Source organism: Magnetospirillum fulvum (genome assembly GCF_900108475.1).
Lineage (GTDB): Bacteria > Pseudomonadota > Alphaproteobacteria > Rhodospirillales > Magnetospirillaceae > Phaeospirillum > Phaeospirillum fulvum_A.
On sequence record NZ_FNWO01000010.1, the window covers coordinates 103,733 to 124,140 of the forward strand.

At 66.7% G+C, this 20,408-nt stretch carries 23 protein-coding genes; 8 read left to right on the forward strand and 15 right to left on the reverse strand.

Going from position 1 to position 20,408, the window contains the following annotated elements:
• Positions 1 to 149: 149 nt before the first annotated feature.
• Genes BLW40_RS17665 through BLW40_RS12335 form a run of 4 tightly spaced genes read left to right on the forward strand, consistent with a single transcriptional unit; the run spans position 150 to position 2,690 of the window.
• Positions 150 to 614 carry a cytochrome c gene (locus BLW40_RS17665; protein ID WP_074768991.1) on the forward strand — a complete coding sequence of 155 codons (465 nt, stop codon included), beginning with the start codon at positions 150 to 152 and terminating at the stop codon, positions 612 to 614.
• A gap of 54 nt (positions 615 to 668) precedes the next feature.
• Positions 669 to 1,508 (forward strand): bifunctional DNA-formamidopyrimidine glycosylase/DNA-(apurinic or apyrimidinic site) lyase, encoded by an 840-nt coding sequence (gene mutM, locus BLW40_RS12325; protein WP_074768993.1) that lies wholly within the window; start codon positions 669 to 671, stop codon positions 1,506 to 1,508.
• A 10-nt stretch (positions 1,509 to 1,518) separates the two neighbouring features.
• Positions 1,519 to 1,884, forward strand: coding sequence for a hypothetical protein (locus tag BLW40_RS12330; RefSeq protein ID WP_244511175.1), 366 nt, complete (start codon positions 1,519 to 1,521; stop codon positions 1,882 to 1,884).
• A gap of 29 nt (positions 1,885 to 1,913) precedes the next feature.
• Positions 1,914 to 2,690, forward strand: a complete 777-nt coding sequence (locus BLW40_RS12335; protein WP_074768995.1) for an enoyl-CoA hydratase — start codon at positions 1,914 to 1,916, stop codon at positions 2,688 to 2,690.
• 18 nt (positions 2,691 to 2,708) lie between these two features.
• On the opposite strand, the gene BLW40_RS12340 is transcribed toward BLW40_RS12335, so the two are convergent.
• From BLW40_RS12340 to BLW40_RS12385, 10 genes are all read right to left on the reverse strand, one after another.
• Positions 2,709 to 3,755, reverse strand: a complete 1,047-nt coding sequence (locus tag BLW40_RS12340) for a glycosyltransferase (RefSeq protein ID WP_074768997.1) — start codon at positions 3,753 to 3,755, stop codon at positions 2,709 to 2,711.
• Positions 3,756 to 3,758: 3 nt separating this feature from the next.
• On the reverse strand, positions 3,759 to 4,523 hold the full coding sequence (locus tag BLW40_RS12345) for a glycosyltransferase family 2 protein (protein WP_074768999.1): 765 nt from the start codon (positions 4,521 to 4,523) through the stop codon (positions 3,759 to 3,761).
• Complete coding sequence (locus BLW40_RS12350; RefSeq protein WP_074769001.1) at positions 4,520 to 5,662, reverse strand: glycosyltransferase family 4 protein; 1,143 nt, start codon at positions 5,660 to 5,662, stop codon at positions 4,520 to 4,522. Before BLW40_RS12350 ends, BLW40_RS12345 begins: the two co-directional genes overlap by 4 nt.
• 18 nt (positions 5,663 to 5,680) lie before the next feature.
• Complete coding sequence (locus BLW40_RS12355; protein WP_244511176.1) at positions 5,681 to 6,412, reverse strand: polysaccharide deacetylase family protein; 732 nt, start codon at positions 6,410 to 6,412, stop codon at positions 5,681 to 5,683.
• Positions 6,413 to 6,493: 81 nt separating this feature from the next.
• On the reverse strand, positions 6,494 to 7,759 hold the full coding sequence (locus BLW40_RS12360; RefSeq protein ID WP_074769005.1) for a glutamate-5-semialdehyde dehydrogenase: 1,266 nt from the start codon (positions 7,757 to 7,759) through the stop codon (positions 6,494 to 6,496).
• Between the two features lie 2 nt (positions 7,760 to 7,761).
• The gene (proB, locus tag BLW40_RS12365; RefSeq protein WP_074769007.1) at positions 7,762 to 8,889 is read right to left on the reverse strand and encodes a glutamate 5-kinase; all 1,128 of its coding nucleotides are present in this window, start codon (positions 8,887 to 8,889) and stop codon (positions 7,762 to 7,764) included.
• Entirely contained in the window at positions 8,858 to 10,054 is a 1,197-nt protein-coding gene (obgE, locus tag BLW40_RS12370; RefSeq protein ID WP_074769009.1) for a GTPase ObgE, read from the reverse strand. Before obgE ends, proB begins: the two co-directional genes overlap by 32 nt.
• 115 nt (positions 10,055 to 10,169) lie before the next feature.
• A complete protein-coding gene (gene rpmA, locus BLW40_RS12375; RefSeq protein ID WP_002729644.1) occupies positions 10,170 to 10,439 on the reverse strand; it encodes a 50S ribosomal protein L27 in 270 nt (89 codons plus the stop codon).
• A gap of 30 nt (positions 10,440 to 10,469) precedes the next feature.
• Positions 10,470 to 10,772 (reverse strand): 50S ribosomal protein L21, encoded by a 303-nt coding sequence (rplU, locus tag BLW40_RS12380; RefSeq protein WP_021132514.1) that lies wholly within the window; start codon positions 10,770 to 10,772, stop codon positions 10,470 to 10,472.
• 93 nt (positions 10,773 to 10,865) lie between these two features.
• Positions 10,866 to 11,054, reverse strand: coding sequence for a DUF1289 domain-containing protein (locus tag BLW40_RS12385; protein ID WP_074769011.1), 189 nt, complete (start codon positions 11,052 to 11,054; stop codon positions 10,866 to 10,868).
• A 147-nt stretch (positions 11,055 to 11,201) separates the two neighbouring features.
• Here BLW40_RS12385 and BLW40_RS12390 point away from each other — a divergent pair, with 147 nt between their 5' ends.
• Entirely contained in the window at positions 11,202 to 12,416 is a 1,215-nt protein-coding gene (locus tag BLW40_RS12390; protein ID WP_074769013.1) for a 6-phosphofructokinase, read from the forward strand.
• A 162-nt stretch (positions 12,417 to 12,578) separates the two neighbouring features.
• Here BLW40_RS12390 and BLW40_RS12395 read toward each other — a convergent pair whose 3' ends face one another.
• From BLW40_RS12395 to BLW40_RS12415, 5 genes are all read right to left on the reverse strand, one after another.
• Positions 12,579 to 13,730: a hypothetical protein gene (locus BLW40_RS12395; protein ID WP_074769015.1), complete on the reverse strand. Its 1,152-nt coding sequence runs from the start codon at positions 13,728 to 13,730 to the stop codon at positions 12,579 to 12,581.
• Between the two features lie 19 nt (positions 13,731 to 13,749).
• Positions 13,750 to 14,814, reverse strand: a complete 1,065-nt coding sequence (locus BLW40_RS12400) for a hypothetical protein (protein WP_244511178.1) — start codon at positions 14,812 to 14,814, stop codon at positions 13,750 to 13,752.
• A 152-nt stretch (positions 14,815 to 14,966) separates the two neighbouring features.
• The gene (gene map / locus BLW40_RS12405; RefSeq protein ID WP_074769019.1) at positions 14,967 to 15,770 is read right to left on the reverse strand and encodes a type I methionyl aminopeptidase; all 804 of its coding nucleotides are present in this window, start codon (positions 15,768 to 15,770) and stop codon (positions 14,967 to 14,969) included.
• A gap of 124 nt (positions 15,771 to 15,894) precedes the next feature.
• Positions 15,895 to 16,701, reverse strand: a complete 807-nt coding sequence (locus tag BLW40_RS12410) for a methyltransferase domain-containing protein (protein ID WP_074769021.1) — start codon at positions 16,699 to 16,701, stop codon at positions 15,895 to 15,897.
• Positions 16,702 to 16,907: 206 nt separating this feature from the next.
• Positions 16,908 to 18,164, reverse strand: coding sequence for a D-alanyl-D-alanine carboxypeptidase family protein (locus BLW40_RS12415; protein ID WP_244511179.1), 1,257 nt, complete (start codon positions 18,162 to 18,164; stop codon positions 16,908 to 16,910).
• Positions 18,165 to 18,434: 270 nt separating this feature from the next.
• Here BLW40_RS12415 and BLW40_RS12420 point away from each other — a divergent pair, with 270 nt between their 5' ends.
• The 3 genes from BLW40_RS12420 (at position 18,435) to clpS (ending at position 20,402) form a co-directional block, all read left to right on the forward strand.
• Positions 18,435 to 19,100 (forward strand): hypothetical protein, encoded by a 666-nt coding sequence (locus tag BLW40_RS12420; protein WP_074769025.1) that lies wholly within the window; start codon positions 18,435 to 18,437, stop codon positions 19,098 to 19,100.
• Between the two features lie 171 nt (positions 19,101 to 19,271).
• On the forward strand, positions 19,272 to 19,913 hold the full coding sequence (locus BLW40_RS12425; protein ID WP_211656770.1) for a phasin family protein: 642 nt from the start codon (positions 19,272 to 19,274) through the stop codon (positions 19,911 to 19,913).
• 156 nt (positions 19,914 to 20,069) lie between these two features.
• Positions 20,070 to 20,402, forward strand: a complete 333-nt coding sequence (gene clpS, locus BLW40_RS12430; RefSeq protein WP_074769029.1) for an ATP-dependent Clp protease adapter ClpS — start codon at positions 20,070 to 20,072, stop codon at positions 20,400 to 20,402.
• Positions 20,403 to 20,408: the final 6 nt, after the last annotated feature.

The following is a 20,408-nucleotide window of genomic DNA, read 5'->3' on the forward strand; positions in this document are numbered from 1 at the left end:
ATCAGCCAACGCAAACCGTATTCCTACTCGTTGGGAGGGGGATCGGGCGGGGTGATCGGTGCCGGAAACACTTTGTTACTGGGCAAGATGGGGGTGATCCCCATAGTGTCGCTGCGCAAGACCCCATCTATCACGGGAGAATCATCATCATGCGTTTCATCCTGAAATACGCGGCGGTTGCCGCCATCGCCGGTGTCGCTGTGGCGGCTTCTCTTCCCGCCGTGGCGCAGCAATCGAAGCCCGAAGAGCTGTTGAAGCTGCGTCAGGGTCTGATGCAGACGTTGAAGTCGCAGTGGGCTCCGATTGCGGGCTTTGCCGCGGGCAAGGCCGATCTGCCCGCCGATGCGGCTCAGCGCGCCGAGAACATGGTGCTGGTGGCCAAGCTGGCTCCGATCGGCTGGGCCAAGGGCACGGAGGCCCTGCCCAATTCCGAGACCAAGCCCGAGGCGTTCGGGGCGAAGTCGGCCCAGTTCATGGAGGGCTGGAAAGCCCTGGCCGCCGAATCGACCAAGCTTGCCGCCGCCGCCAAGGCCGGTCCCGATGCTCTGAAGGCGCAGGCCGCCGCCACCGGCAAGGTGTGCAAGGCCTGTCACGAAGACTTCAAGCAGGATTAAACTTCGGGACGGCGGCGGGAACGGTCTCGCCGCCGGTTCTGGAGACGGTTTTCAATGCCGGAATTACCCGAGGTCGAAACGGTTGCCCGTGGTCTGGAACGGGTCTGGCTCGACCGCACCCTGACCGCCGTCACAGTCCGTCGCGCCGGGCTGCGCCGTCCTTTCCCCACGGATTTCGCCGAACGCCTGACCGGCCGCCGCTTCGTTTCGGTGGGGCGGCGGGCGAAATACCTGCTGGCCCGGTTCGATGACGGACTGGTCCTGCTCGGCCATCTCGGCATGTCGGGGCGGATGGTGATTTCGGGCCTCAGCAACACGCCCCCCGGCCCGCATGACCATGTTGCCTTCGTCACCGACGATGCGACGCTGGTGACGATGACCGATCCACGCCGGTTCGGGCTGCTCGATCTGACCACCGAGGCCGAAGTGGCGACCCATCCCCTGCTGGTCGGGTTGGGGCCGGAGCCGCTGGAAGACAGCTTTACCGCCGACATCCTGGGCGCGGCCCTGGCGGGCAAGATGACTGCGATCAAGCTGGCGCTGCTCGATCAGACCTTGGTGGCCGGGCTGGGCAACATCTATGTCTGCGAAAGCCTGTTCCGCGCCCAGATTTCGCCCTTGCGACCGGCGGGCGCGGTGAGCGGGCCTGAGTTGGTCGCCCTGGTCGCGGCGATCAAGGCGGTGCTGCGCGAGGCGATTGCCGCCGGGGGCTCGTCGCTGCGCGATCATGTCCGCCCGGACGGGGAACTGGGCTACTTCCAACATGGCTTCAAGGTCTATGGCCGCGCCGGTCAGCCCTGTCCCGACTGCGCCGGTCCGCCCGCCTGTCCGGGCATTGAACGGATTGTCCAGGGGGGACGGTCCACTTTCCATTGTGCACGGCGGCAAAGGTAATGGTATAGCCATGTCTATGGCACCCATCCGGTTCCTTGCGCTTGTTCTTGCCGTCTGCGTCGCCGCCGCTTCCGGCCCGGCCCGCGCCGGAGGATTCCTCGGCACCTACGAGGATCTTCCGCTCGCACCCGGATTGACCGAAATCGCCGGTGCGGGGATGTCGTTCGACTCCCCCAACGGCCGCATCGTCGAAGCCTATGCCCGGGGAACGGCCTCCATCGCCGAGATTCTCCGCTTTTACGCCGCCACGTTGCCTCAGTTGGGCTGGACCCGCGAGAGCGACACGGTCTACCGCCGTGAGTCCGAAGTGTTGCGTCTGGGGCCTGCCACCGATCGCGGCGGCGTCACCATTCACTTCGCCGTAGCGCCGGAATGACCCCAACCGCAGGGGAGGATTCTTCATCCATGGCTTACGAGAACATCACCGTCGAAACCCACCGCCATGTCGGCCTGATCACCCTGAACCGGCCCAAGGCGCTGAACGCGCTGTGTTCCGCCCTGATCCGCGAATTGGGTCAGGCGCTTGACGCCTTCGAGGCTGACGACGAGATCGGGGCGATCGTCCTCACCGGCTCGGAAAAGGCGTTCGCCGCCGGGGCCGACATCAAGGAAATGGCGTCGAAGAGCTTCATCGACGCCTATCTCGCCGATTTCATCACCAATGGCTGGGAACGGATCACCACCTGCCGCAAGCCGGTGGTGGCGGCGGTGGCCGGGTTCGCCCTGGGCGGCGGTTGCGAAGTGGCGATGATGTGCGATTTCATCCTGGCCGCCGACAATGCCAAGTTCGGCCAGCCCGAGATCACCATCGGCACCATTCCCGGCGCGGGCGGAACCCAGCGTCTGGTCCGTGCCGTCGGCAAGGCCAAGGCGATGGAAATGGTCCTGACCGGGCGGATGATCGACGCGGTCGAGGCCGAGCGGGCTGGTCTGGTCAGCCGGGTTGTCCCCCTGGCCGAACTGATCGACGAGGCGGTGAAGGTCGCCGACAAGATCGCGTCCCTGAGCCGTCCGGTGGTGCTGCTGGCCAAGGAAGCGGTCAACGCCGCCTTCGAGACGCCTTTGGCCCAGGGCATCCGCTTCGAACGTCGGCTGTTCCACGCCACCTTTGCCACCGAGGACCAGAAGGAAGGGATGGCCGCCTTCATCGAGAAGCGCAGCCCCGCCTTCCGCAACCGGTAGTTTTTGGTACCCCGGCGGTCAGGCTCCGGCCAGACCGCCGATCCGCTCGAACGCCGCCGCCGCATCGTCCCAGCCCCAGCCGCGTTGCTGGGCCAGGGCGCTGCGGTGCTGCCGCCACCACAGATCGTCGTCGGCCAGGACCTGGATTGCCGCGCTGGCGAAGGCGGCTTCTCCCTTGACGCAAAAGCCGGTTTCGTCGGCGATCACCCGCTCGGACATGCAGGCGATGTCTTCGAGCACCACCGGCAGGCCCATCGCCTGGGCCTCGGCCACCGCCGAACAGAACGTCTCGCCGATATCGCCGCGATAGAGCAGGGCGCGGGCGGCGCCGAGTTCTGCGACCAATTGGGTCTTCGGCACCGGGCCGCGCAGCACGACACCACGATCGGCCAGGGCGGCGGCGCGCTCGAGCACCAATCCCATCCGGTCGGCCTTGGCCGCGCCCGCCGCGCCATAGGTGGCGGCACCGGCAAAGATATGCAGTTCCGCACCCGGTACCGCCGGGCGGATGCGGGCGGCCCACAATTCCAGCAGCCAATCGAGCGAACGCAGCGGGTTCGAGGTAAAGATCGCCCGGGGCGGCGGCACCTGCTCGCGCGGGGTGGCGTGGCGGAACAGATCGGTGACGCCATAGGGGACGATCTCGCGTCCACCGGCAAAGGCCCAGCCGGGATAGGTTCCGGCATGGCTGGCCCCGGAAAACACGATTACCGGACGGCGCAGCGCCAGCTTCCACTGATAGCGCGCCTTCAGCAGATATCCGGCCGGATTGTGAATCCAGAAGATCGAACGCTTTGCCTGGGGGCACAGCCGGATCAGCCGGTCGCCGCGATTGGCGATATAAAGATCGGCGGAGTCGGGCACGCCCTGGGCCAGCGGCCGCCAGTGCACGCCGCGATGGGTGCGCTCGGCCGGGCATTTGTTGCAGACGATCACCTCGTGACCGCGTGCGGCGAGCGCGTTGGCCATTTCGATGAACGAGGTCTCGGCCCCGCCCAGCGGCTTTTCCTCCAGGCTGGCACCGTCGAAAACGATGCCGTCATCGGTCATGACGATGCGGGCCATGGGTCAGTCCTTTTCGAGCTTGGCCTTGAGATGCGACAGCATCGGATAGAGCGCGGCGCAGGTGGCGATGATGAAGCCGTGACCGCCTTCGCGCCAACCGCCGCGCCGCACATAGCATTTGAAGAAGCGGCTGACCATCCGGCGCAGATTGCTGGCGGTCGAGCCCCAGGTCTCGCCCCGCTCGCGCAGGTCGCGGGCGCGTGCGGTGGAATAGGCGTCGAGCCGCCGGATCATGTCCGAGATGTTGCGGTCGACGTAATGGAGCAGCCGGTGCTTCAGCATCGGCCCTTTGGTTCCCCGCCAGGTCAGCGAGGGGTGGACCCGGTCGTCGCCCCAGGTCTTCGCGCTCTGGCGGAACAGGCCGGGATAGGCGGCCTTGCCGTAACTGGCGCCCCAGCCCCGGCGCACCAGCCGCTCGCCGATGAAATTATCGACCAGAATTTCGTGCCAGTCGAAGCGCGAGGTGGCGATCACTTCGCGAATTTCGGCGGCCAGCTCGGGGGGAACATGCTCGTCGGCATCGACTTCCAGCACCCACTCCCCGGTGCAGGCGGCGATCCCGGCATTGCGTCGGCCGCCTTCGCGCTCCCAGCCGCCTGAGACCAGTGTCGCGCCAAAGCCCCGCGCAATCTCGCCCGAGCGGTCGGTGCAGCGGTCGAGCACCACCACCAGCTCATCGACGAAGCCTAGCTTGTCGAGGCAGGCGGGCAGCCGCTCTTCCTCGTTATGGATCACTACCAGGGCCGACAGGCGGGGAGGCGCGCTCATCGTCCGTTGCCCCGCCAGCGTGGGAACGGCCGCTGGTGGGCGTGGTCCAACGCGGCGCGATAGGTCGCCAGCGTCTGCTCCATCCGGTGGTCGAACCGCATCGTCGTCTCGGCCAGACAGCGCGCCCGCGAGGCGATGGCTGCGGCGCGGGGGCGGTCGTCCATCACCGCCGCCATCGCCTGGGCCAGCGCCGTCGGATCGGCCGGGGAAACCAGCCAGCCGGTTTCGTCCGCCGTCACGATTTCGGGGACACCGCCGACCGCGCTGGCCACCACCGGGCGGCCGACGGCAAAGGCCTGGACCGCGACGCGGGGCTGCGCCTCGGTCAGCGAGGGGATCACCACCGCGTCGGCGGTCCGCATCAGCACGGCGACATCGTCGCGATAGCCGGTGAACACCACCCGGTTGCCGAAAGCGGCGGCGCGGCTCCGCAGCGCCTGATCGTATTCGGCGCATTCGGCGGTGGCCGATCCGACGATCACCAGCGTCGGATGGAGTCCCTGCGCGTCGAGCCGGGCCAGGGCGTCGAGCAGATGATCCTGGCCCTTGTCGGGGCGGATCATGCCGACGCACAGCCAGAGGAAGGACTCGGTGGGCACCCCCAGGCTGGCCCGCATTGTTGCCCGTTCCAGCGGGGGGGCGGCGGCAAAGAACGAATCGTCGGCCCAGCCGCCGATTGCGGTGGCGCGGCGGGGATCGGCCAGCCCGTCGGCGACCAAAGCGGCGCGGGTGCAATCGGCGACGGTGATGATGTGGTCGGCCCCCAGCCGCCATTGCATCCGCCGGATCGGAGTCGATTTCAGCGGCTGGTTGACATGGCGCGAGCGCACCACGGCACAGAGGTCGAGGCAGGTGGCGGCGACCTTGGCGTCGCGGGTGACGTGGGTGTCGATCAACTCGATCCCGCGCCCGATCACCAGCCGACGAAATTCCCGCACCGAGGACGGCCGCCACGGACGGTCGAAATCGAAATCAATCAGCGGCAGAGCCTCGGCCTCGGCCCGGGCCCAGGTCTGGCCGTCGGCGGGGGTGGCCAGCCACACCGAATGGCCGTGGGACTTCAGCCAGCGCACCTGCTCGACGGTGCGATGCTCCATGCCGCCCCAATTGCGCCCGGGAATGGTATGCAGGATGTGCAAGGACAGGAACTCCGGTGGTCAGGACAGGATGAAGCGATGCCAGGCGGCTTGCGGCGGCGGCGGCGACAGGGTCACCGTCTTCAACCCTCGCTCGGTGACGCCTTCCAGCAGCATCCGCATCAGGGTGACGGTGACTTGCGGCTTGAACCCTGCTCCGGGGCGGTCGTTGATCGGCTGGTCGTGCATCAGCAGGATGCCGCCGGGCAGGCGGGGATCGGCCAGCATCCGATCGACCTCGCGGCGGCATTCGGTCTCGACATCGGCAGGGGTGGAACAGCGGGTCGGGATCATGTGATCCTCGGTCGATGGCCCCCAATGCACCACGACGCAGCCGGGCCGCCAGCGGGCCAGGGTGCGGTGAACCCGCGGATTGCGCCAGCCGCCGTTATAGGGCAGTCGCACCAGATAGGGATCGGGGGTGGGGCGATAGCGGGCCAGCAGCGCCTCGCACCTTTCCATGTCGTCGATCAGCCGTTCGGGGCTTTCGCGGTCGAGGCGGACATGATCCCAGCCATGGGCATAGATCGCGTGACCGCGCGCCGCTGTCTCGGCCACCAGCTCGGGTGCCAGCACGGCGCGGCAGCCGCTCATGAAAAAGGTCGCCCGGGCCTGGAAGCGGTCGAGCAGATCGAGCATCGCGGGCATCGTGTCGGGCATCGGGGAATCATCGACGGTAATCGCGACCGTCGCGGGATCGGACAATTGGCGCAGAACCGGTCGCCATTGTCCCAAGGACCAGGAAATCCGCACGTTTTCCCCCACGAGAACCACAGGCGGCGGCATCCTGCCATGCCCGGCGGGGCGCGGCAACCGACGATCAAGCGTGTGGGATCAGCCCGGACGGGTCTGACCCTCGCCGCGCACGACATATTTGAAGGTGCACAATTGCTCGACTCCGACCGGGCCGCGCGCATGCATCTTGCCGGTCGAGATGCCGATCTCGGCCCCCATCCCGAACTCGCCGCCATCGGCGAACTGGGTCGAGGCGTTCCACAGCACGATCGCCGAATCGCAGCCATTGAGGAACGCCTCGGCAGCCTCGGGAGTCTCGGTGATGATCGCCTCGGTATGGTGCGAGCCATGGGTGTTGATGTGCTCGATTGCCGCCGCGACTCCATCGACCAGCTTCACCGAAATGATCGCGTCGAGATATTCGGTGCGCCAATCCTCCTCGTCCGCCGGGGCGACGCGGGGATCGACCGCCTGGGCGGCTGCGTCGCCGCGCACCTCGCAACCCGCCGCCAGCAGATCCTGCACCAGCGGGGCCAGATGGGTGCTGGCGACGGCGCGGTCGATCAGCAGCGTCTCGGTCGCGCCGCAGATGCCGGTGCGGCGCATCTTGGCATTCAGCACCACCTTGCGCGCCATCGCCAGATCGGCGCTGGCATCGACATAGGTGTGGCACAGCCCTTCGAGGTGGTGGAACAGCGGAATCCGGCTTTCCTCGATGACGCGGGCGACCAGCGACTTGCCGCCGCGCGGCACGATCACGTCGATATAATCGGACAGGCGCAGCATCGCCCCGACCGCGGCGCGGTCGGTGGTCGGCACCATCTGCACCGCGTCGGCGGGCAGACCGGCGCTGGCAAAGCCCTTGGACAGCGCCGCCATGATGGCGCGGGCCGAGCGGAAGCTTTCCGAGCCGCCGCGCAGGATGCAGGCATTGCCCGATTTCAGGCACAGTCCGGCGGCGTCGGCGGTGACGTTGGGGCGGCTTTCATAGATGATCCCGATCACGCCGAGCGGCACCGCGATCCGGCTGATCCTCAGCCCGTTGGGGCGGGTCCAGTCGGCCAGGACGCGGCCGAGCGGATCGGGCAGCGCCGCGACCACTTCCAGCCCCGAGGCCATCGCCTCGATCCGGGCCGGGGTCAGGGTCAGCCGGTCGATCATCGCCGCCGACAGACCCTTGGCGGTCGCGGCGGCGACATCCTCGCGGTTGGCATCGGCGATTGCGGCGGCATCGGCGCGGATCGCGGCGGCGGCAAGGCTAAGCGCGCGGTTGCGCTGATCGGCGGGAGATTGCGCCAAGGCGCGTCCGGCGGCGCGGGCGCGACGCCCCATGTCGGTCAGCGTCGCTTCGATTTGGTCCGACATCGCTATCCCTCCACCACCAGATCGTCGCGATGGATCAGTTCATCGCGACCATGAAAGCCTAGAATTTGCTCGATTTCGGCGGATTGACGACCGGCGATCCGCCGCGCGTCCTCGGCGCTATAGGCCGACAGGCCGCGTCCCAAAATCTGCCCGTCCTTGCCCTGGACCAGGACGCAATCGCCCCGCTCGAAGCTGCCTTCGACCGCGACGACGCCAGCCGGCAGCAGCGAGCGGCCATGGCGCAGGGCGCGCACCGCGCCATCGTCGAGGATCACCGCCCCGGTCGGGCTCATCGCGCCGTAAATCCATTGCTTGCGGGCGGTGCGCGGCTCGGCCGAGGGCAGGAACCAGGTGCAGCGCCCCCCCGCCTCGATCGCGGCTAACGGGTTCATCGCCTGCCCGCGCGCGATCGCCATCTTGCATCCGGCCGACAGGCAGATCTTTGCCGCCACCAGCTTGGTCACCATCCCGCCCGAGCCATAGGCCGAGCCGGGATCGCCCGCCATCGCCTCGATCTCGGGGGTCAACTCGCGGACTTCGGGGATGAAGGCGGCGTCCTTGTCCTTGCGCGGATCGGCGGTGTAAAGCCCGTCGATGTCCGAGAACAGCACCAGCGCGTCGGCCGAAACCATCTGCGCCACCCGCGCCGCCAGCCGGTCATTGTCGCCAAAGCGGATTTCGGCGGTGGCGACGGTGTCGTTTTCGTTGATGACCGGCACCGCTCCCAGCCGCAGCAGGGTTTCCAGGGTGGCCCGCGCGTTGAGATAGCGGCGGCGATTGTCGGAATCGTCCAGGGTCAGCAGCACTTGGGCGACGGAGAGGCCGTGATGGGCCAGCGCTTCCTGATAATCATGGGCGAGACGGATCTGGCCGGTGGCGGCGGCGGCCTGCTTCTCTTCCAGCTTCAAGGGCGGGGTGAGGCCGAGGCGGCGGCGACCCACCGCCACCGCGCCCGACGAGACGACGATCACCTCCTGGCCGCGCTTGCGGCAGGCGGCGATATCGGTGCAGACGGAATCCAGCCAGGTGCGGCGGACCAGACCGCTGGCCTCATCGACCAGCAGGGACGAGCCGATCTTGACGATCAGCCGTTTCGCCTCAGCGATCGGACCCGTCTTCGTCTTCACCATCGTCTTCGTCCCCGTCCTCGTCATCCCAGATCCATTCGCCGTCCGGGCCGTAATGTCCGTCATCTTCTTCGTCGTCCTCCGCCTCGGCGGCGGCAAGGGCGGTCGCGAATAACGGGGTGGCCCGCTTGGCGGCACCGATCGCACCCGAAGCGGCCAGGATTCCCGGCTCGGCCTCGCGGGCGTCGCGGATATGCAGGAACAACCGCGACAGCACCGGCTTTAGCCCGATTCCCGACACGCCGGACAGCGGCAGCACTTCGGCCCCGCACGCCGCCGACAGCGCGGCCAGCTTGTCCTCGATCTCTTCGGGCATCAGCGAATCGCATTTGTTGAGCGCGACCACTTCGGGCTTTTCGGCCAGTCCGCCGCCATAGGCGGCCAGCTCGCCCCGGACGATCCGATAGGAGTCGGCGACGTCGTCGGCGGTGCCGTCGATCAGATGCAGCAGCACCCGGCAGCGCTCGATATGGCCGAGGAAGCGGTCGCCGATTCCGGCCCCTTCATGCGCGCCCTCGATCAGGCCGGGAATGTCGGCGATGACGAATTCCTCGTCGCCCAGCGTCACCACGCCCAGATTGGGGTGAAGGGTGGTGAAGGGGTAATCGGCGATCTTCGGCCGTGCCCGGGTGACGGCGGCCAGGAAGGTCGATTTCCCGGCATTGGGCAGACCGACCAGACCGGCATCGGCGATCATCTTCAGCTTCAGCCAGATCCAGCGTTCCTCGCCCGGCCAGCCTTCGTCGGAGCGGCGCGGCGCCTGATTGGTCGAGGTCTTGAAATGCAGGTTGCCGAACCCGCCGTCGCCGCCGGTCAGCAGCACGATGCGCTGGCCCGGCTGGGTCAGGTCGGCCAGCACCGTTTCGCGGTCTTCGTCGAGAATCTGGGTGCCGACCGGCACCTTCAGGGTGACGTCGTCGCCCTTGCCGCCGGTCTTGTTGCGGCCCTGACCGTGATTGCCCTTCTGCGCCTTGAAATGCTGCTGATAGCGGTAATCGATCAGGGTGTTGAGGTTGGCGACGCATTCCAGGATGACGTCGCCGCCGCGTCCGCCGTCGCCGCCGTCCGGTCCGCCGAACTCGATGTACTTCTCGCGGCGAAAGCTGCAACAGCCGGCTCCGCCGTCGCCGCTCTTCACGAAGATCTTGGCCTGATCGAGGAATTTCATCGCGGGGGTTCTCTGGACAGGAGGGGCGTCAGGACAGGGCGAACAGAAACCAAAAGGGGGGAACGGTGCCCCGTTCCCCCCCTGGCAAAACGAAATGCGTTCCGGGAACGGCGCGCTATTCGGCGGCCTCCGGCAACGGCTCGACCACGACGAAGGTGCGGCCCTGCGCCTTGTGGCGGAACGCGACACGGCCCGGCGCGGTGGCGAACAAGGTGTGATCCTTGCCCATGCCGACATTGGTGCCGGGATAGTACACGGTGCCGCGCTGGCGGATGATGATGTTGCCGGGGATCACCAACTCGCCGCCGAACTTCTTGACGCCGAGACGCTGAGAATTCGAATCGCGACCGTTGCGCGACGAACCGCCCGCCTTTTTATGAGCCATGGTCCAAACTCCTGCTTACAGCCGGGCTTATCAGCCAGCCGTGATGTCGGTGATGCGCAGGATCGTCAGGTCCTGGCGGTGGCCGTTCTTGCGGCGGGAATTCTGCCGACGGCGCTTCTTGAAGACGATGATCTTTTCGCCACGGGCCTGAGCCACCACAGTGGCAGTCACAGCGGCACCGGACACCAGCGGAGCGCCGATCTTGTCGCCGACCATCAGGACCTGATCGAGCACGATCTCGCCCCCGGCCTCGCCAGCCAGCTTCTCGACGCGGATCACGTCGTCCTTGGCCACCTTGTACTGCTTACCGCCGGTCTGGATGACTGCGAACATGACGATTCTACCTGAGCATAAGGAATGACGCCGCGCAAGACACATAGCACCCCGCGCGAGAGGGCCGCACTATTACCGCGGCGGGGCCAAGAGTCAACGTCTTTGTCGCGGGGCGGACGCACGACGGGCGCATCGGGCCAGAATCGCGTGGCGTTCGGCGTCGTCGGCATCGCGCCAGGCGGCGATTTCGTCGGCGGTGCGACCGCATCCGGCGCAGCAGCCCAGGTCGAAATCGAGATGGCAGCGCGAGATGCAGGGGGATTCGGGCGGTGGTGGCGGCATCGGCGGCTTTCGGCTGGTTTGACGGGGGTATAATGATAAATGGGAAGGCCGACCCGCCGAGAAAAGAGAGGCGGAGGCACAAAGACGGAGGTACGCTTCGTCTGACCGGCGCGCGAAGACGCCGTCGCGACGATAAAGGGGGATGGGATGCTGCAAGGGAAGGTTCTGGTCGCTCAGGGCGGCGGTCCGACGGCGGTGATTAACCAGTCGCTGGTCGGCGCGGTCCTGGAATCGCGTAAGTTCCGTAATGTCGATCTGGTCTATGGGGCGCATCACGGCGTGCGCGGCATCGTCGATGAGGAATTTTTCGACCTGACCCAGGAAACCAGCCACAATCTCGAGATGGTGGCGCAGACGCCGTCCTCGGCGCTGGGTTCGACGCGGGACAAGCCCGACCTGAAATATTGCCAGGAGATCTTCAAGGTTCTGAAGGCTCACGGCATCGCCTATTTCTTCTATACTGGCGGCAACGATTCCTCGGACACGGTGCGGATCGTCAGCGAGCAAGCCCGTCAGGCCGAGTATCCGCTCCGCTGTATCCACATCCCGAAGACGATCGACAACGATCTGGTCCATAACGACCACACCCCGGGCTTCCCCTCGGCGGCGCGCTTCGTCGCCCAGGCGTTCATGGGGGTCAATCTCGACAATACCGCGCTGAAAGGCGTCTATGTCGCGGTGGTGATGGGCCGTCATGCCGGGTTCCTGACCGCCGCCTCGGCGCTGGGCAAGAAGTTCCCCGACGACGGTCCCCACCTGATCTATATCCCGGAACGGACCTTCTCGGTCGATCGCTTCCTCGCCGATGTGCGCGAGACCTACGACCGCTATGGCCGCTGCGTCGTCGCGGTGTCCGAAGGCATCCACGACGAAAACGGCGCGCCGATCATCACCCGACTGGCCAAGGAGGTCGAACACGACCAGCACGGCAATATTCAATTGTCGGGGACCGGGGCGCTGGCCGACCTGCTCTGTCACGAGATCAAGGAAAAGCTCGGGATCAAGCGGGTGCGCGGCGATACCTTCGGCTATCTGCAACGCTCGTTCATCGGCTGCGTTTCCGACGTCGATCAGCGCGAGGCACGCGAAGTCGGCGAGAAGGCGGTCCAGTACGGGATGTGGGGCGACCGCGACGGCTCGGTGACGATCCAGCGCACCGGGTTCTATTCGGTCGATTACGCCCTGATGCCGCTCGAGGCGGTCGCGGGCAAGACCCGGGTGATGGAAGACCATTTCATCGCGCCGTCGGGCACCGACGTCACCGACGCCTTCCGGATGTATCTGCGCCCGCTGCTGGGGTCGGGGATGCCCGACGCCTTCCGCCTGCGCCATAATTCGGTGCCGAAAATCCTGGGGAAATAATACCGGCCAACCTTTGTTTTGACCTGTTGGCCGGTATCTGGCCGCCATTGCGGCGGCGGCCAAGCGGCCGGATGGCCGCGCTTAGGCCGAGGGGCAATACGGCGGATCAAGTCATTGAGCCGCCGGTATGACAAGGCGAGGGCTGGCCCCGATTGCGTGGGGTCAGCCTCGTTTGACCGAGGCGAAGAGGCGGCGGCAGAAGACGGCGATCCCCGCAAGCGGGGTGGTCTGGTCGATCCCGGCCGCCTTGGCCCGGTCGATGAACTTGCCGACATACTCAAGATTGCCGGTCAGCCCGAACGAGCGGCTGAACATCTCCGCCCCGACCATCTCGTAGATCGTCAGCATCATCACCACCAATTGCTCCGGGCGCAGCCCCAATTCGCCGATCAGCCGCTTGGCGGGCAGGCCGCCGACCTCGGCCAATTGCCCGGTCAGTCGCACCGTCTGTTCGGGCTGCGACAGCGCCGCCCGAACCTCGGGATTGAGCAGGATCAGGGTAAAGGCTTCGGGGCGCAGCCGCTTTTGATCGGCGGTGAGAATGTCGGCGATCCGGGCGCGGTGGTCGCCGCCCGGAACGGCGACGGGCGGCGGCATCCCCGGACCGGGCGCGGGCGGGCGCGGCGGCGGGGGAAGAGCGGCGGCACTTTCGGCCACCGGTTCGGGCGGGCGGGTGGGCGGCGGTGGGTTGAACGGATTCTCGCGCAGCCGTTTGATATCCTCGGGGATGCGGTAATCGAGGATGCGGGCTCCCATCCGTCGCACCAATTGCGGCGACAGGGTCGAATAATCCGGCACCAGGGCGACCTGCCAATCGTGGCGCAGATGCTCCTTGAACGAATCGTAGAGGATGTCGCCCCGGCTGCGACGGGGCGGCGGCGGTGGCGAGAACAGATGGCTCAACCGCTTCAGCAGGCTGTCCGGGCTTTTGCCACGGGAGCGGTCGGCCCCGCGCAAGGGGCGCGAGACGCCGTCCAGCCGCTGGCGGAACTGACGCTTGGCGCAGGTCCGAACCACCATCCCCACCACCTCGTCGAGGGTGCGGCCACAGGCCAGCATCGCGTCGGCCTGGTCGATCGGCAGGTTCTGGCGATCGACCAGCAGGGCATAGAAGCGCTCGGGCTCGGCCCGGAACGCCTTGAAGCAGCGGTCGAGCAGATCGGGATCGTCCAACACCCGTTCCAGCACGCCCCGACGCGGCAGCTTTTTCAGTTCGGGGACCATCTGGGCCAGCACGTCGGCCACCGGACCTTCCAGGGTCAGGTTGATCCGTCGGATTGCCTGGGACCGGGTCGAGGACGGCGGGCGAGGCATGGGGACCGCACCGGTCTCGTTAGGAATCGCGGCGGGAGCGATGGCCGAAGCGGGCGAACACGCTGCGCATGAAGATGGCGCATTCGATCACTCCGGAGTCCGGCCCGATACCGTGCAGGCGGGCGCGGACCAGGATACGATCGAGCAGTTCGGGATCGGCGCGCGGTCCGAACAGGCGGCCAAACACGATGGTGCCGATGCAATCGTGGGCCACCAGCAGCATCACCGCCAGTTGGTCCTTGCGTAGCCCCAGCCCCTCGACCAGAGCGAGGGCGGACCCGCTGCCGACGTTGCGCAGAATGTCGGCGATGGCGCGGATATTGTCGGGGTGGGGCAGCGTTGCCCGCACCTCGGGGTCGAGGAAGACCGGGGTGAACGCCTCGGGCCGCAACCGTTCCTGAGCCTCGCACAGAATCTCGGTCGGGTGAGCGGTCATCGGGTGGCGGCGCTTCGGATGCAATGTTCCGCTGGAGCCACGCGGGGCGTCATTATCTCCAGCCACGGCGATAGCGTCGGGACGGGCGATCCGGTCGGGGGGAAGCGGGGCGTCGGGGTCGGCGATCAGCCGGGCTAGGCTCGACGCCTCCCGCGCCCGGAGCAGCTTGGCCCCGATCCGGCGGATCAGCGACGGCTCCATCCCGGCATAGGTCGGGACCAGCGGAACCTGCCACTCGTAGAGCAGATAGGCCCGGATCGCGTCGTACACTTCGTCGGCGCGGCCAAGGGGTTCGGTCGGGCGGGGGGCAGAGGGCAGGGTGCGGCGGAAGAATCGCTTGGCCGCGGTGCGGACCACCATCGCGATCACGTCGCCCAGAGAGCGGCCGCAGGACAGCGGCGTCGAGTCGTCGGTGACCGGGCGCTTGCGCTCATCGACCAGGATCGCCCGGAAACGGTCCGTCTCACGGCGAAAGACGTCGAAGCAGCGGGTCAGCAGCCCCAGATCGTCCATGATGGTGTCATAGGCCCGGGCCCGTGGCAGCACGTTCAGTTCGGGTAGGAATTGGCCCAGCACATCGACCACCGGACCTTGCAGGGCAAGGTTGACCCGGTAGACCGCCATGGCGGTGTCGGATGTGGCGGTCATGGTATCTCCCATGGTCGGCTCCTTCCGGCCGGGAGTTCCGCGCGGTAGGGGAGGGGTCCCCGCCGCTGCGGCCTGAAATCGGCTCTCAGCACCACAGATATACGCCAGACGAGTGGATTATCTGTTAAGCAGGTCACACAGCACCGATCGCATCAGGAGGCGATGGGATAGTGTCGGCCGGCGGGCGACAGGGTAAAGATCTCGCAGCCGGTGGCGGTGACGCCGATCGAATGCTCGAACTGGGCCGACAGCGACTTGTCCTTGGTCACGGCGGTCCAGCCGTCGGCGAGGATCTTGGTGCCGGGACGTCCGGCGTTGATCATCGGCTCGATCGTGAAGATCATCCCCTCGACCAGGGCCAGCCCCTCGCCCGGGCGGCCGTAATGCATGATGTTCGGCGGCTCGTGGAACACCCGGCCCAGCCCGTGCCCGCAGAAATCGCGCACGACCGAGAAACGGTGCTTTTCGACGAAGCTCTGGATCGCGTGGCCGATATCGCCCAGCGTCGCGCCGGGGCGGACCACCTCGATCGCGCGCATCAGCGATTCATAGGTGACCTCGACCAGCTTGCGCGCCTTCACGCCGACCTTGCCGACGTAATACATCCGGCTCGAATCGCCGTGCCAGCCATCAAGGATCGGGGTGACGTCGATATTGACGATGTCGCCCTCTTCCAGCCGCTTGTCGCAGGGGATGCCGTGGCAGACGACATGGTTGACCGAGGTGCACAGCGACTTCGGATAGCCGCGATAGCCCAGCGGCGCGTTGATGCCGCCGCGTTCGGTGATGAAGGCCGATCCCAGCCGGTCCAATTCTTCGGTCGTGACGCCCGGGACAACGTAGGGGCCGAGGAAATCCAGCGTTTCGGCGGCCAATTGTCCGGCCCGGCGCATCGATGCGAAATCGGCGGGGCCATAGATTTGGATACGGGACGAGTCCTTGTCTTTGCGTTCCATCGTGCCTTCGCGTCCGTGCGCGCCGGGGAAAAATTCCGCATCCCGGCCTAGGGTGGAATCAGGATATATCAGATCGTGACGGCGTCGTCGCCTTTCATCCCGGCATCCTTGCCCGGCGATAGTGTCACGGATCGGGAGCCCATCCGGTCAGGGTAATCAGCTCCAAAGTCGCCGGGATTCGGCCGTCCTCGCCCGCGAAAGCGCGGCGATAGCCCTCGACCGCGCCCATCAGGGTCGCGCGGCGGGACAGCGAGCGGCGGCGCTCGATCTGGGCGTTGGCCTCGCCCATCCCACGCAGATCGGCCAGCAGGCGGACCGGATCGCCATAGCGGACCGAGATGGTGTCGCAATCGGCGACCGGCTCGACGAACCCGGCGCGCGGCAACAGCGCACCCAGGGACTTGATGTCGGCAAAGGGGGCGACGCGGGGGCTGGCCCCGCCTTCGGCGGCCAGTTCGGCCTCGATCAGCGCCTGACGCAGTTCGGCCAGGGTGCCCGCCCCAGGCAATGCCGCCAGCAGCAGCCCGCCCGGCTTCAGGATGCGGCGAATCTGGATCAGGGTGCCGGGCAGGTCGTTGACCAGATGGAGCGACAGGCAGGACAGGACCAGATCGAAACTGGCCGGGGCGAAGGGCAGCCATTCCTCGTCCGCAGCCAGGGTGGGATGCCCGTTGGCGGCGGCGCGGGCGGCCATCTTCGGCGACAGATCGCACTGGACCAGAGTCTCGATCCCGCCGCGCCCCTGAAGGGCGGCGGCGATTTCGCCGCCATGGCAGCCGAGGTCGAGCGCGGTGGGGAAGGCGCGGGTGATGTCGTCCAGCCGGTCGGCCAGCCGCTCCGCGACTTCGGACACCATGAAATCGTGATTGGAGAAGATGGCGGCGGCGCGGTCGCGGTTACGCCGTACCGCGGGGCGATCAAAGATGTGCATCGGCGGGTTATCGCACGGGCGTGCCGGTGGCGGAAACTCTCTTTTTGGGCCAACACGTCATGGCCGTGCGCGACACGGCCATCCCGGTGGGACCGATCCGACCGCTTTAAATCAACGGATTATCCGGCAACCACAGATGCGCGGGTCAAGCCCGCGCATGACGGAAAAGAGCATGGGGGCGCTGAAATAACGTCCAACCGGGGAGACTAGACGTCGGGACCGATCAGTTTGCAGCTTTGGCCGGACTTGCCGAGCCGCTTGCAGGCGGCGCGGGCCTGGCTTTCGTTGAGACCGGCCAGACGGGCACGATAGATCGGCTTGTTCCCCTTGATCTTGTCGATGTCGATCGAGCCCCTTGCCACCAGATGGCCGAGGGTGCGGGCGGCCTGGGCGGCGGCCTGCTGGGCCGGGCGGTATTCCTTGAACGCGCCCACCTGGATGGTCCAGGATTCCGGATCGGAATCGCCGATATCTTCGCGGCCCTTGTGCCCTTTGGCGGCAGGATGGCTCTTGGCCGAGGCGACCTTGAAATGGGCGGTCTTGGTGACCTTGGCGTGTTTGGTTTTCTCGGCGGCGGCGATCTTGGCGGCTTTGGCCTGGGCCTTGGTCTGGGCAGGTTTCGCCGTGGCGGAGGCTTTGGCGGCAGATCTGGCGGCGGCGACGGTTCCGGCGCCCTGGGCGGCGGCGACCAGATCGTCGATGTCCGAGCGGTCGTCGGCCGAGGGGGCGGCGGCGATTTCGACCGATTCGCCGGTTCTGATCCGGGAGAAGCCCTTGTCGAGCAACTCCTTCATGTGATTATCGCGCGAGGTGCCCGAGGCGCCGCCGAACACGACGCCGATGATCCGCTGATCGTCGCGTTTGGCCGACGAGATCAGGTTGAAGCCCGACGCCTGAATATAGCCGGTCTTGATCCCGTCGGCGCCGGGATAGCGCAGCATCAGCCGGTTGTGGGTGCTGATGGTCTGGCCCTTCCACACGAACTGGCGGGTCGAGAAATAGTGGTAAGGACCGGCGTGACGGTTGATCAGGGCGCGGGCCAGAATCGCCTGATCGCGCACCGTCGACATCTGGCCCGGATTGGGCAGGCCCGAGGCGTTGCGATAGACGGTCCGGCTCATCCCCAGCGTCTGGGCCTTGCGGGTCATCATCTGGGCGAATTCGCTTTCGGTGCCGCCGATCCCTTCGGCGGCGACGACGGCGGCATCGTTGGCCGATTTGGTCACCAGGGCGAGGATGACGTCGCGGACCGAGATTGTCTCGCCGGGGCGCAGACCCAGCTTCGACGGGGCCTGGGCGGCGGCATGGGCCGAAACCGGCAGCGGCGTCTCAAGGTGCATCCGCCCGGATTCCAGCTCGTCGAACAGCAGGAACAGCGTCATCACCTTGGTCAGCGAAGCGGGATAGCTGCGGACATCGGGATTGGCGGCGTGCAGCACCTTGCCCGAGCCGGCATCAACCACGATCGACGCGTATTTACCCGCCCAGGCCGGGGTGGCCACGAGCAGGACAAGGGCTGCAAGTCCCAACAGGACGGGGCGAAGAAAAGGGAAAGCCCCTTGGCGTCTCGATTGCAAGGTCTCGACCTGTCATTCAGCGTGACGAAAGTTGGTACAATAGCGGGAAAACCTTAAAGAATTTAGCAATACGTGTCCAGCTTGGCGGCCGGTTATTTTTCTGGCAGGCTCGGCCCCGTCGATCGAATGCCGAATTTCCAGGGTGGAGAGAACAGGATGATGCGACGTTCCGGCCTTTGCCTCGCCTTGATTTTGTCGCTGTCGGCCTGCGCCTATGATGGCGGCGACATCGGCAATCCTTTCACGCGAAAGGTGCAATGGTATTCTTTTGTCGGCGGCGACGACATCCAGGCCGCCTGTGCGGCCGGAGCGCCCGATCAGGCGCGACTCGTCTACAATGCGGTGTGGGGCGAACAGGTTCGCATCTATGAGTGGGACGGCAACCGCCGCGACCTGAAGATCCGGGTGATCGGCCCCGGTAATTTGACCGGCCTGTCTTCGGACGATGTTCTGGCGCCATGGCGCGCGGTCGAGACCCGGGTGGCGCTGTCGGCTGAGGCCCGCGCCGGGTTGGACGCCGCCTTGGCCGAGGCCGGTGGCTTTGGCCCGCCAGCGGTGGGGCTCGATCTGCCCTCGCACGGCTATTACTGGGCGTCGGCGACCTGCTATGCCGGACGCTTCACCTTCACCGGCTGGCGCTGGCCGTCGGCTGCGTTCGATGCCGCCCGCTTCCCCGCCGCGCTGTTCGCGCTCGATCCCGGCCGCGACGGCGTGCGCCCGCCCGCCGACCAGAGCCTCGATCTGCAATGGGAGGAAGATGTCCGCCGCGGTGTCGCCGCGCCGTTCCTGATCAGCGTCGGCCGGACCGGGCGGGTGCGCTGATCCGTTTGCTGCACCTGCGAATGGGGTATTGACGGGCCTGCCACTCTTGCGCGATAGTTCCCTAATGCTGCGATGCAGCATCGGCCGCCTCGCCGCGACCGTGCCATGTCCGTTCCAGGGAGGGAAGAGACGACCACCGAGAAAGCCAAGTCGGCCAATGACGAAGCACCCGTGAGCAGCCCCGCCGCTCCGGCCGCCAAGGTGGCGAAGCCGGCGGCTTCCGCCCCCGCCCCGGCTTCGGCTGCGCCCGCCGCCGTTCCGCCCCTCGTCGCTCCGGTGGCCGAGGCGATTTCCGCCGTCCAGGCCGAAGCGGTCAAAAGCCTGGGCGAAGCGGTTGTCGTCGGCAAGGAGACGATCGAATCGGTGGTGAAGGTCTCGACCGACGCTGCCGCCAAGGGCTATGACAAGGCGCTCGATCTCGGCCGCGATCAGGTCACCGCCGCCGTCAAGGCGCACGGCGCGGTCTATCAGGGCTACGAGGACGCGATCGCCTTCAACCGCGATACCGTCGAAGCCCTGGTCAAGGCCGGGACGATCCTGACCAAGGGCCTGCACGACCTGACTCGCTCGCTGCTGGGGCTGACCCAGATCGCGATCGAGGAGAATGTCGCCGCATCGAAGGCTTTGCTGGGGGCGCGCACCGTCCAGGATCTGATCGAGGCCCAGGCCGGTCTGACCCGCGTCGGTCTCGATCGCGTCGCCGAGGAAAGCACCCGCCTGTCTGGCGATTCGGTGCGGCTGATCGAGGACGCCGTCGCCCCGATCAACGACCGTCTCAACGCCGCGCTCGACCGCTTGTTGCGTGCCGCCTGACCCGGCGACGCCGAAACCAAACCGGACGGCCCGGCGGGGGATCACCCGTCGGGCCGTTTTTCGTTCGATCCTTTCCGCATAAGGGGCCTTTTCGTTCGGCGATCCGACCCAATATGATAGGAGTACGGAATTCGTGATTACCGCACCGGGGAGGCTATGAGCGAGGACGGCAACGACAGGCGCAACGGAGACGGCGGGCAGACCGGCGTGGTCATCAAGACCCGGACGAGAACCCGCAAGCCGTCGATGTACAAGGTGCTGATGCTGAATGACGATTACACTCCGATGGAGTTCGTCATCCAGGTTCTCGAGCAGTTCTTTGCGAAGAACCGCGAAGAGGCCACGCGCATCATGCTCAACGTCCATACCCGAGGGGTCGGAATTTGCGGTGTGTACACTTATGAGGTGGCGGAGACCAAGGTGACCCAGGTGATGGATCTGGCGCGCCAGAATCAGCATCCGCTGCAATGTACGATCGAGAAGGAGTAGTCCGGC

Bases quoted from the DNA above. Each gene is read 5' to 3' on its own strand.
- BLW40_RS12395 (WP_074769015.1), bottom strand. From the start codon at position 13,730: ATGCCTCGCCCGCCGTCCTCGACCCGGTCCCAGGCAATCCGACGGATC.
- clpS (WP_074769029.1), top strand. From the start codon at position 20,070: ATGAGCGAGGACGGCAACGACAGGCGCAACGGAGACGGCGGGCAGACC.
- obgE (WP_074769009.1), bottom strand. From the start codon at position 10,054: ATGAAATTCCTCGATCAGGCCAAGATCTTCGTGAAGAGCGGCGACGGC.
- BLW40_RS12340 (WP_074768997.1), bottom strand. From the start codon at position 3,755: ATGGCCCGCATCGTCATGACCGATGACGGCATCGTTTTCGACGGTGCC.
- BLW40_RS12385 (WP_074769011.1), bottom strand. From the start codon at position 11,054: ATGCCGCCACCACCGCCCGAATCCCCCTGCATCTCGCGCTGCCATCTC.
- rpmA (WP_002729644.1), bottom strand. From the start codon at position 10,439: ATGGCTCATAAAAAGGCGGGCGGTTCGTCGCGCAACGGTCGCGATTCG.
- map (WP_074769019.1), bottom strand. From the start codon at position 15,770: ATGGAACGCAAAGACAAGGACTCGTCCCGTATCCAAATCTATGGCCCC.
- mutM (WP_074768993.1), top strand. From the start codon at position 669: ATGCCGGAATTACCCGAGGTCGAAACGGTTGCCCGTGGTCTGGAACGG.
- BLW40_RS12330 (WP_244511175.1), top strand. From the start codon at position 1,519: ATGTCTATGGCACCCATCCGGTTCCTTGCGCTTGTTCTTGCCGTCTGC.
- BLW40_RS17665 (WP_074768991.1), top strand. From the start codon at position 150: ATGCGTTTCATCCTGAAATACGCGGCGGTTGCCGCCATCGCCGGTGTC.
- BLW40_RS12420 (WP_074769025.1), top strand. From the start codon at position 18,435: ATGATGCGACGTTCCGGCCTTTGCCTCGCCTTGATTTTGTCGCTGTCG.
- BLW40_RS12410 (WP_074769021.1), bottom strand. From the start codon at position 16,701: ATGCACATCTTTGATCGCCCCGCGGTACGGCGTAACCGCGACCGCGCC.
- BLW40_RS12390 (WP_074769013.1), top strand. From the start codon at position 11,202: ATGCTGCAAGGGAAGGTTCTGGTCGCTCAGGGCGGCGGTCCGACGGCG.
- rplU (WP_021132514.1), bottom strand. From the start codon at position 10,772: ATGTTCGCAGTCATCCAGACCGGCGGTAAGCAGTACAAGGTGGCCAAG.
- BLW40_RS12345 (WP_074768999.1), bottom strand. From the start codon at position 4,523: ATGAGCGCGCCTCCCCGCCTGTCGGCCCTGGTAGTGATCCATAACGAG.
- BLW40_RS12400 (WP_244511178.1), bottom strand. From the start codon at position 14,814: ATGACCGCCACATCCGACACCGCCATGGCGGTCTACCGGGTCAACCTT.
- BLW40_RS12335 (WP_074768995.1), top strand. From the start codon at position 1,914: ATGGCTTACGAGAACATCACCGTCGAAACCCACCGCCATGTCGGCCTG.
- BLW40_RS12360 (WP_074769005.1), bottom strand. From the start codon at position 7,759: ATGTCGGACCAAATCGAAGCGACGCTGACCGACATGGGGCGTCGCGCC.
- proB (WP_074769007.1), bottom strand. From the start codon at position 8,889: ATGGTGAAGACGAAGACGGGTCCGATCGCTGAGGCGAAACGGCTGATC.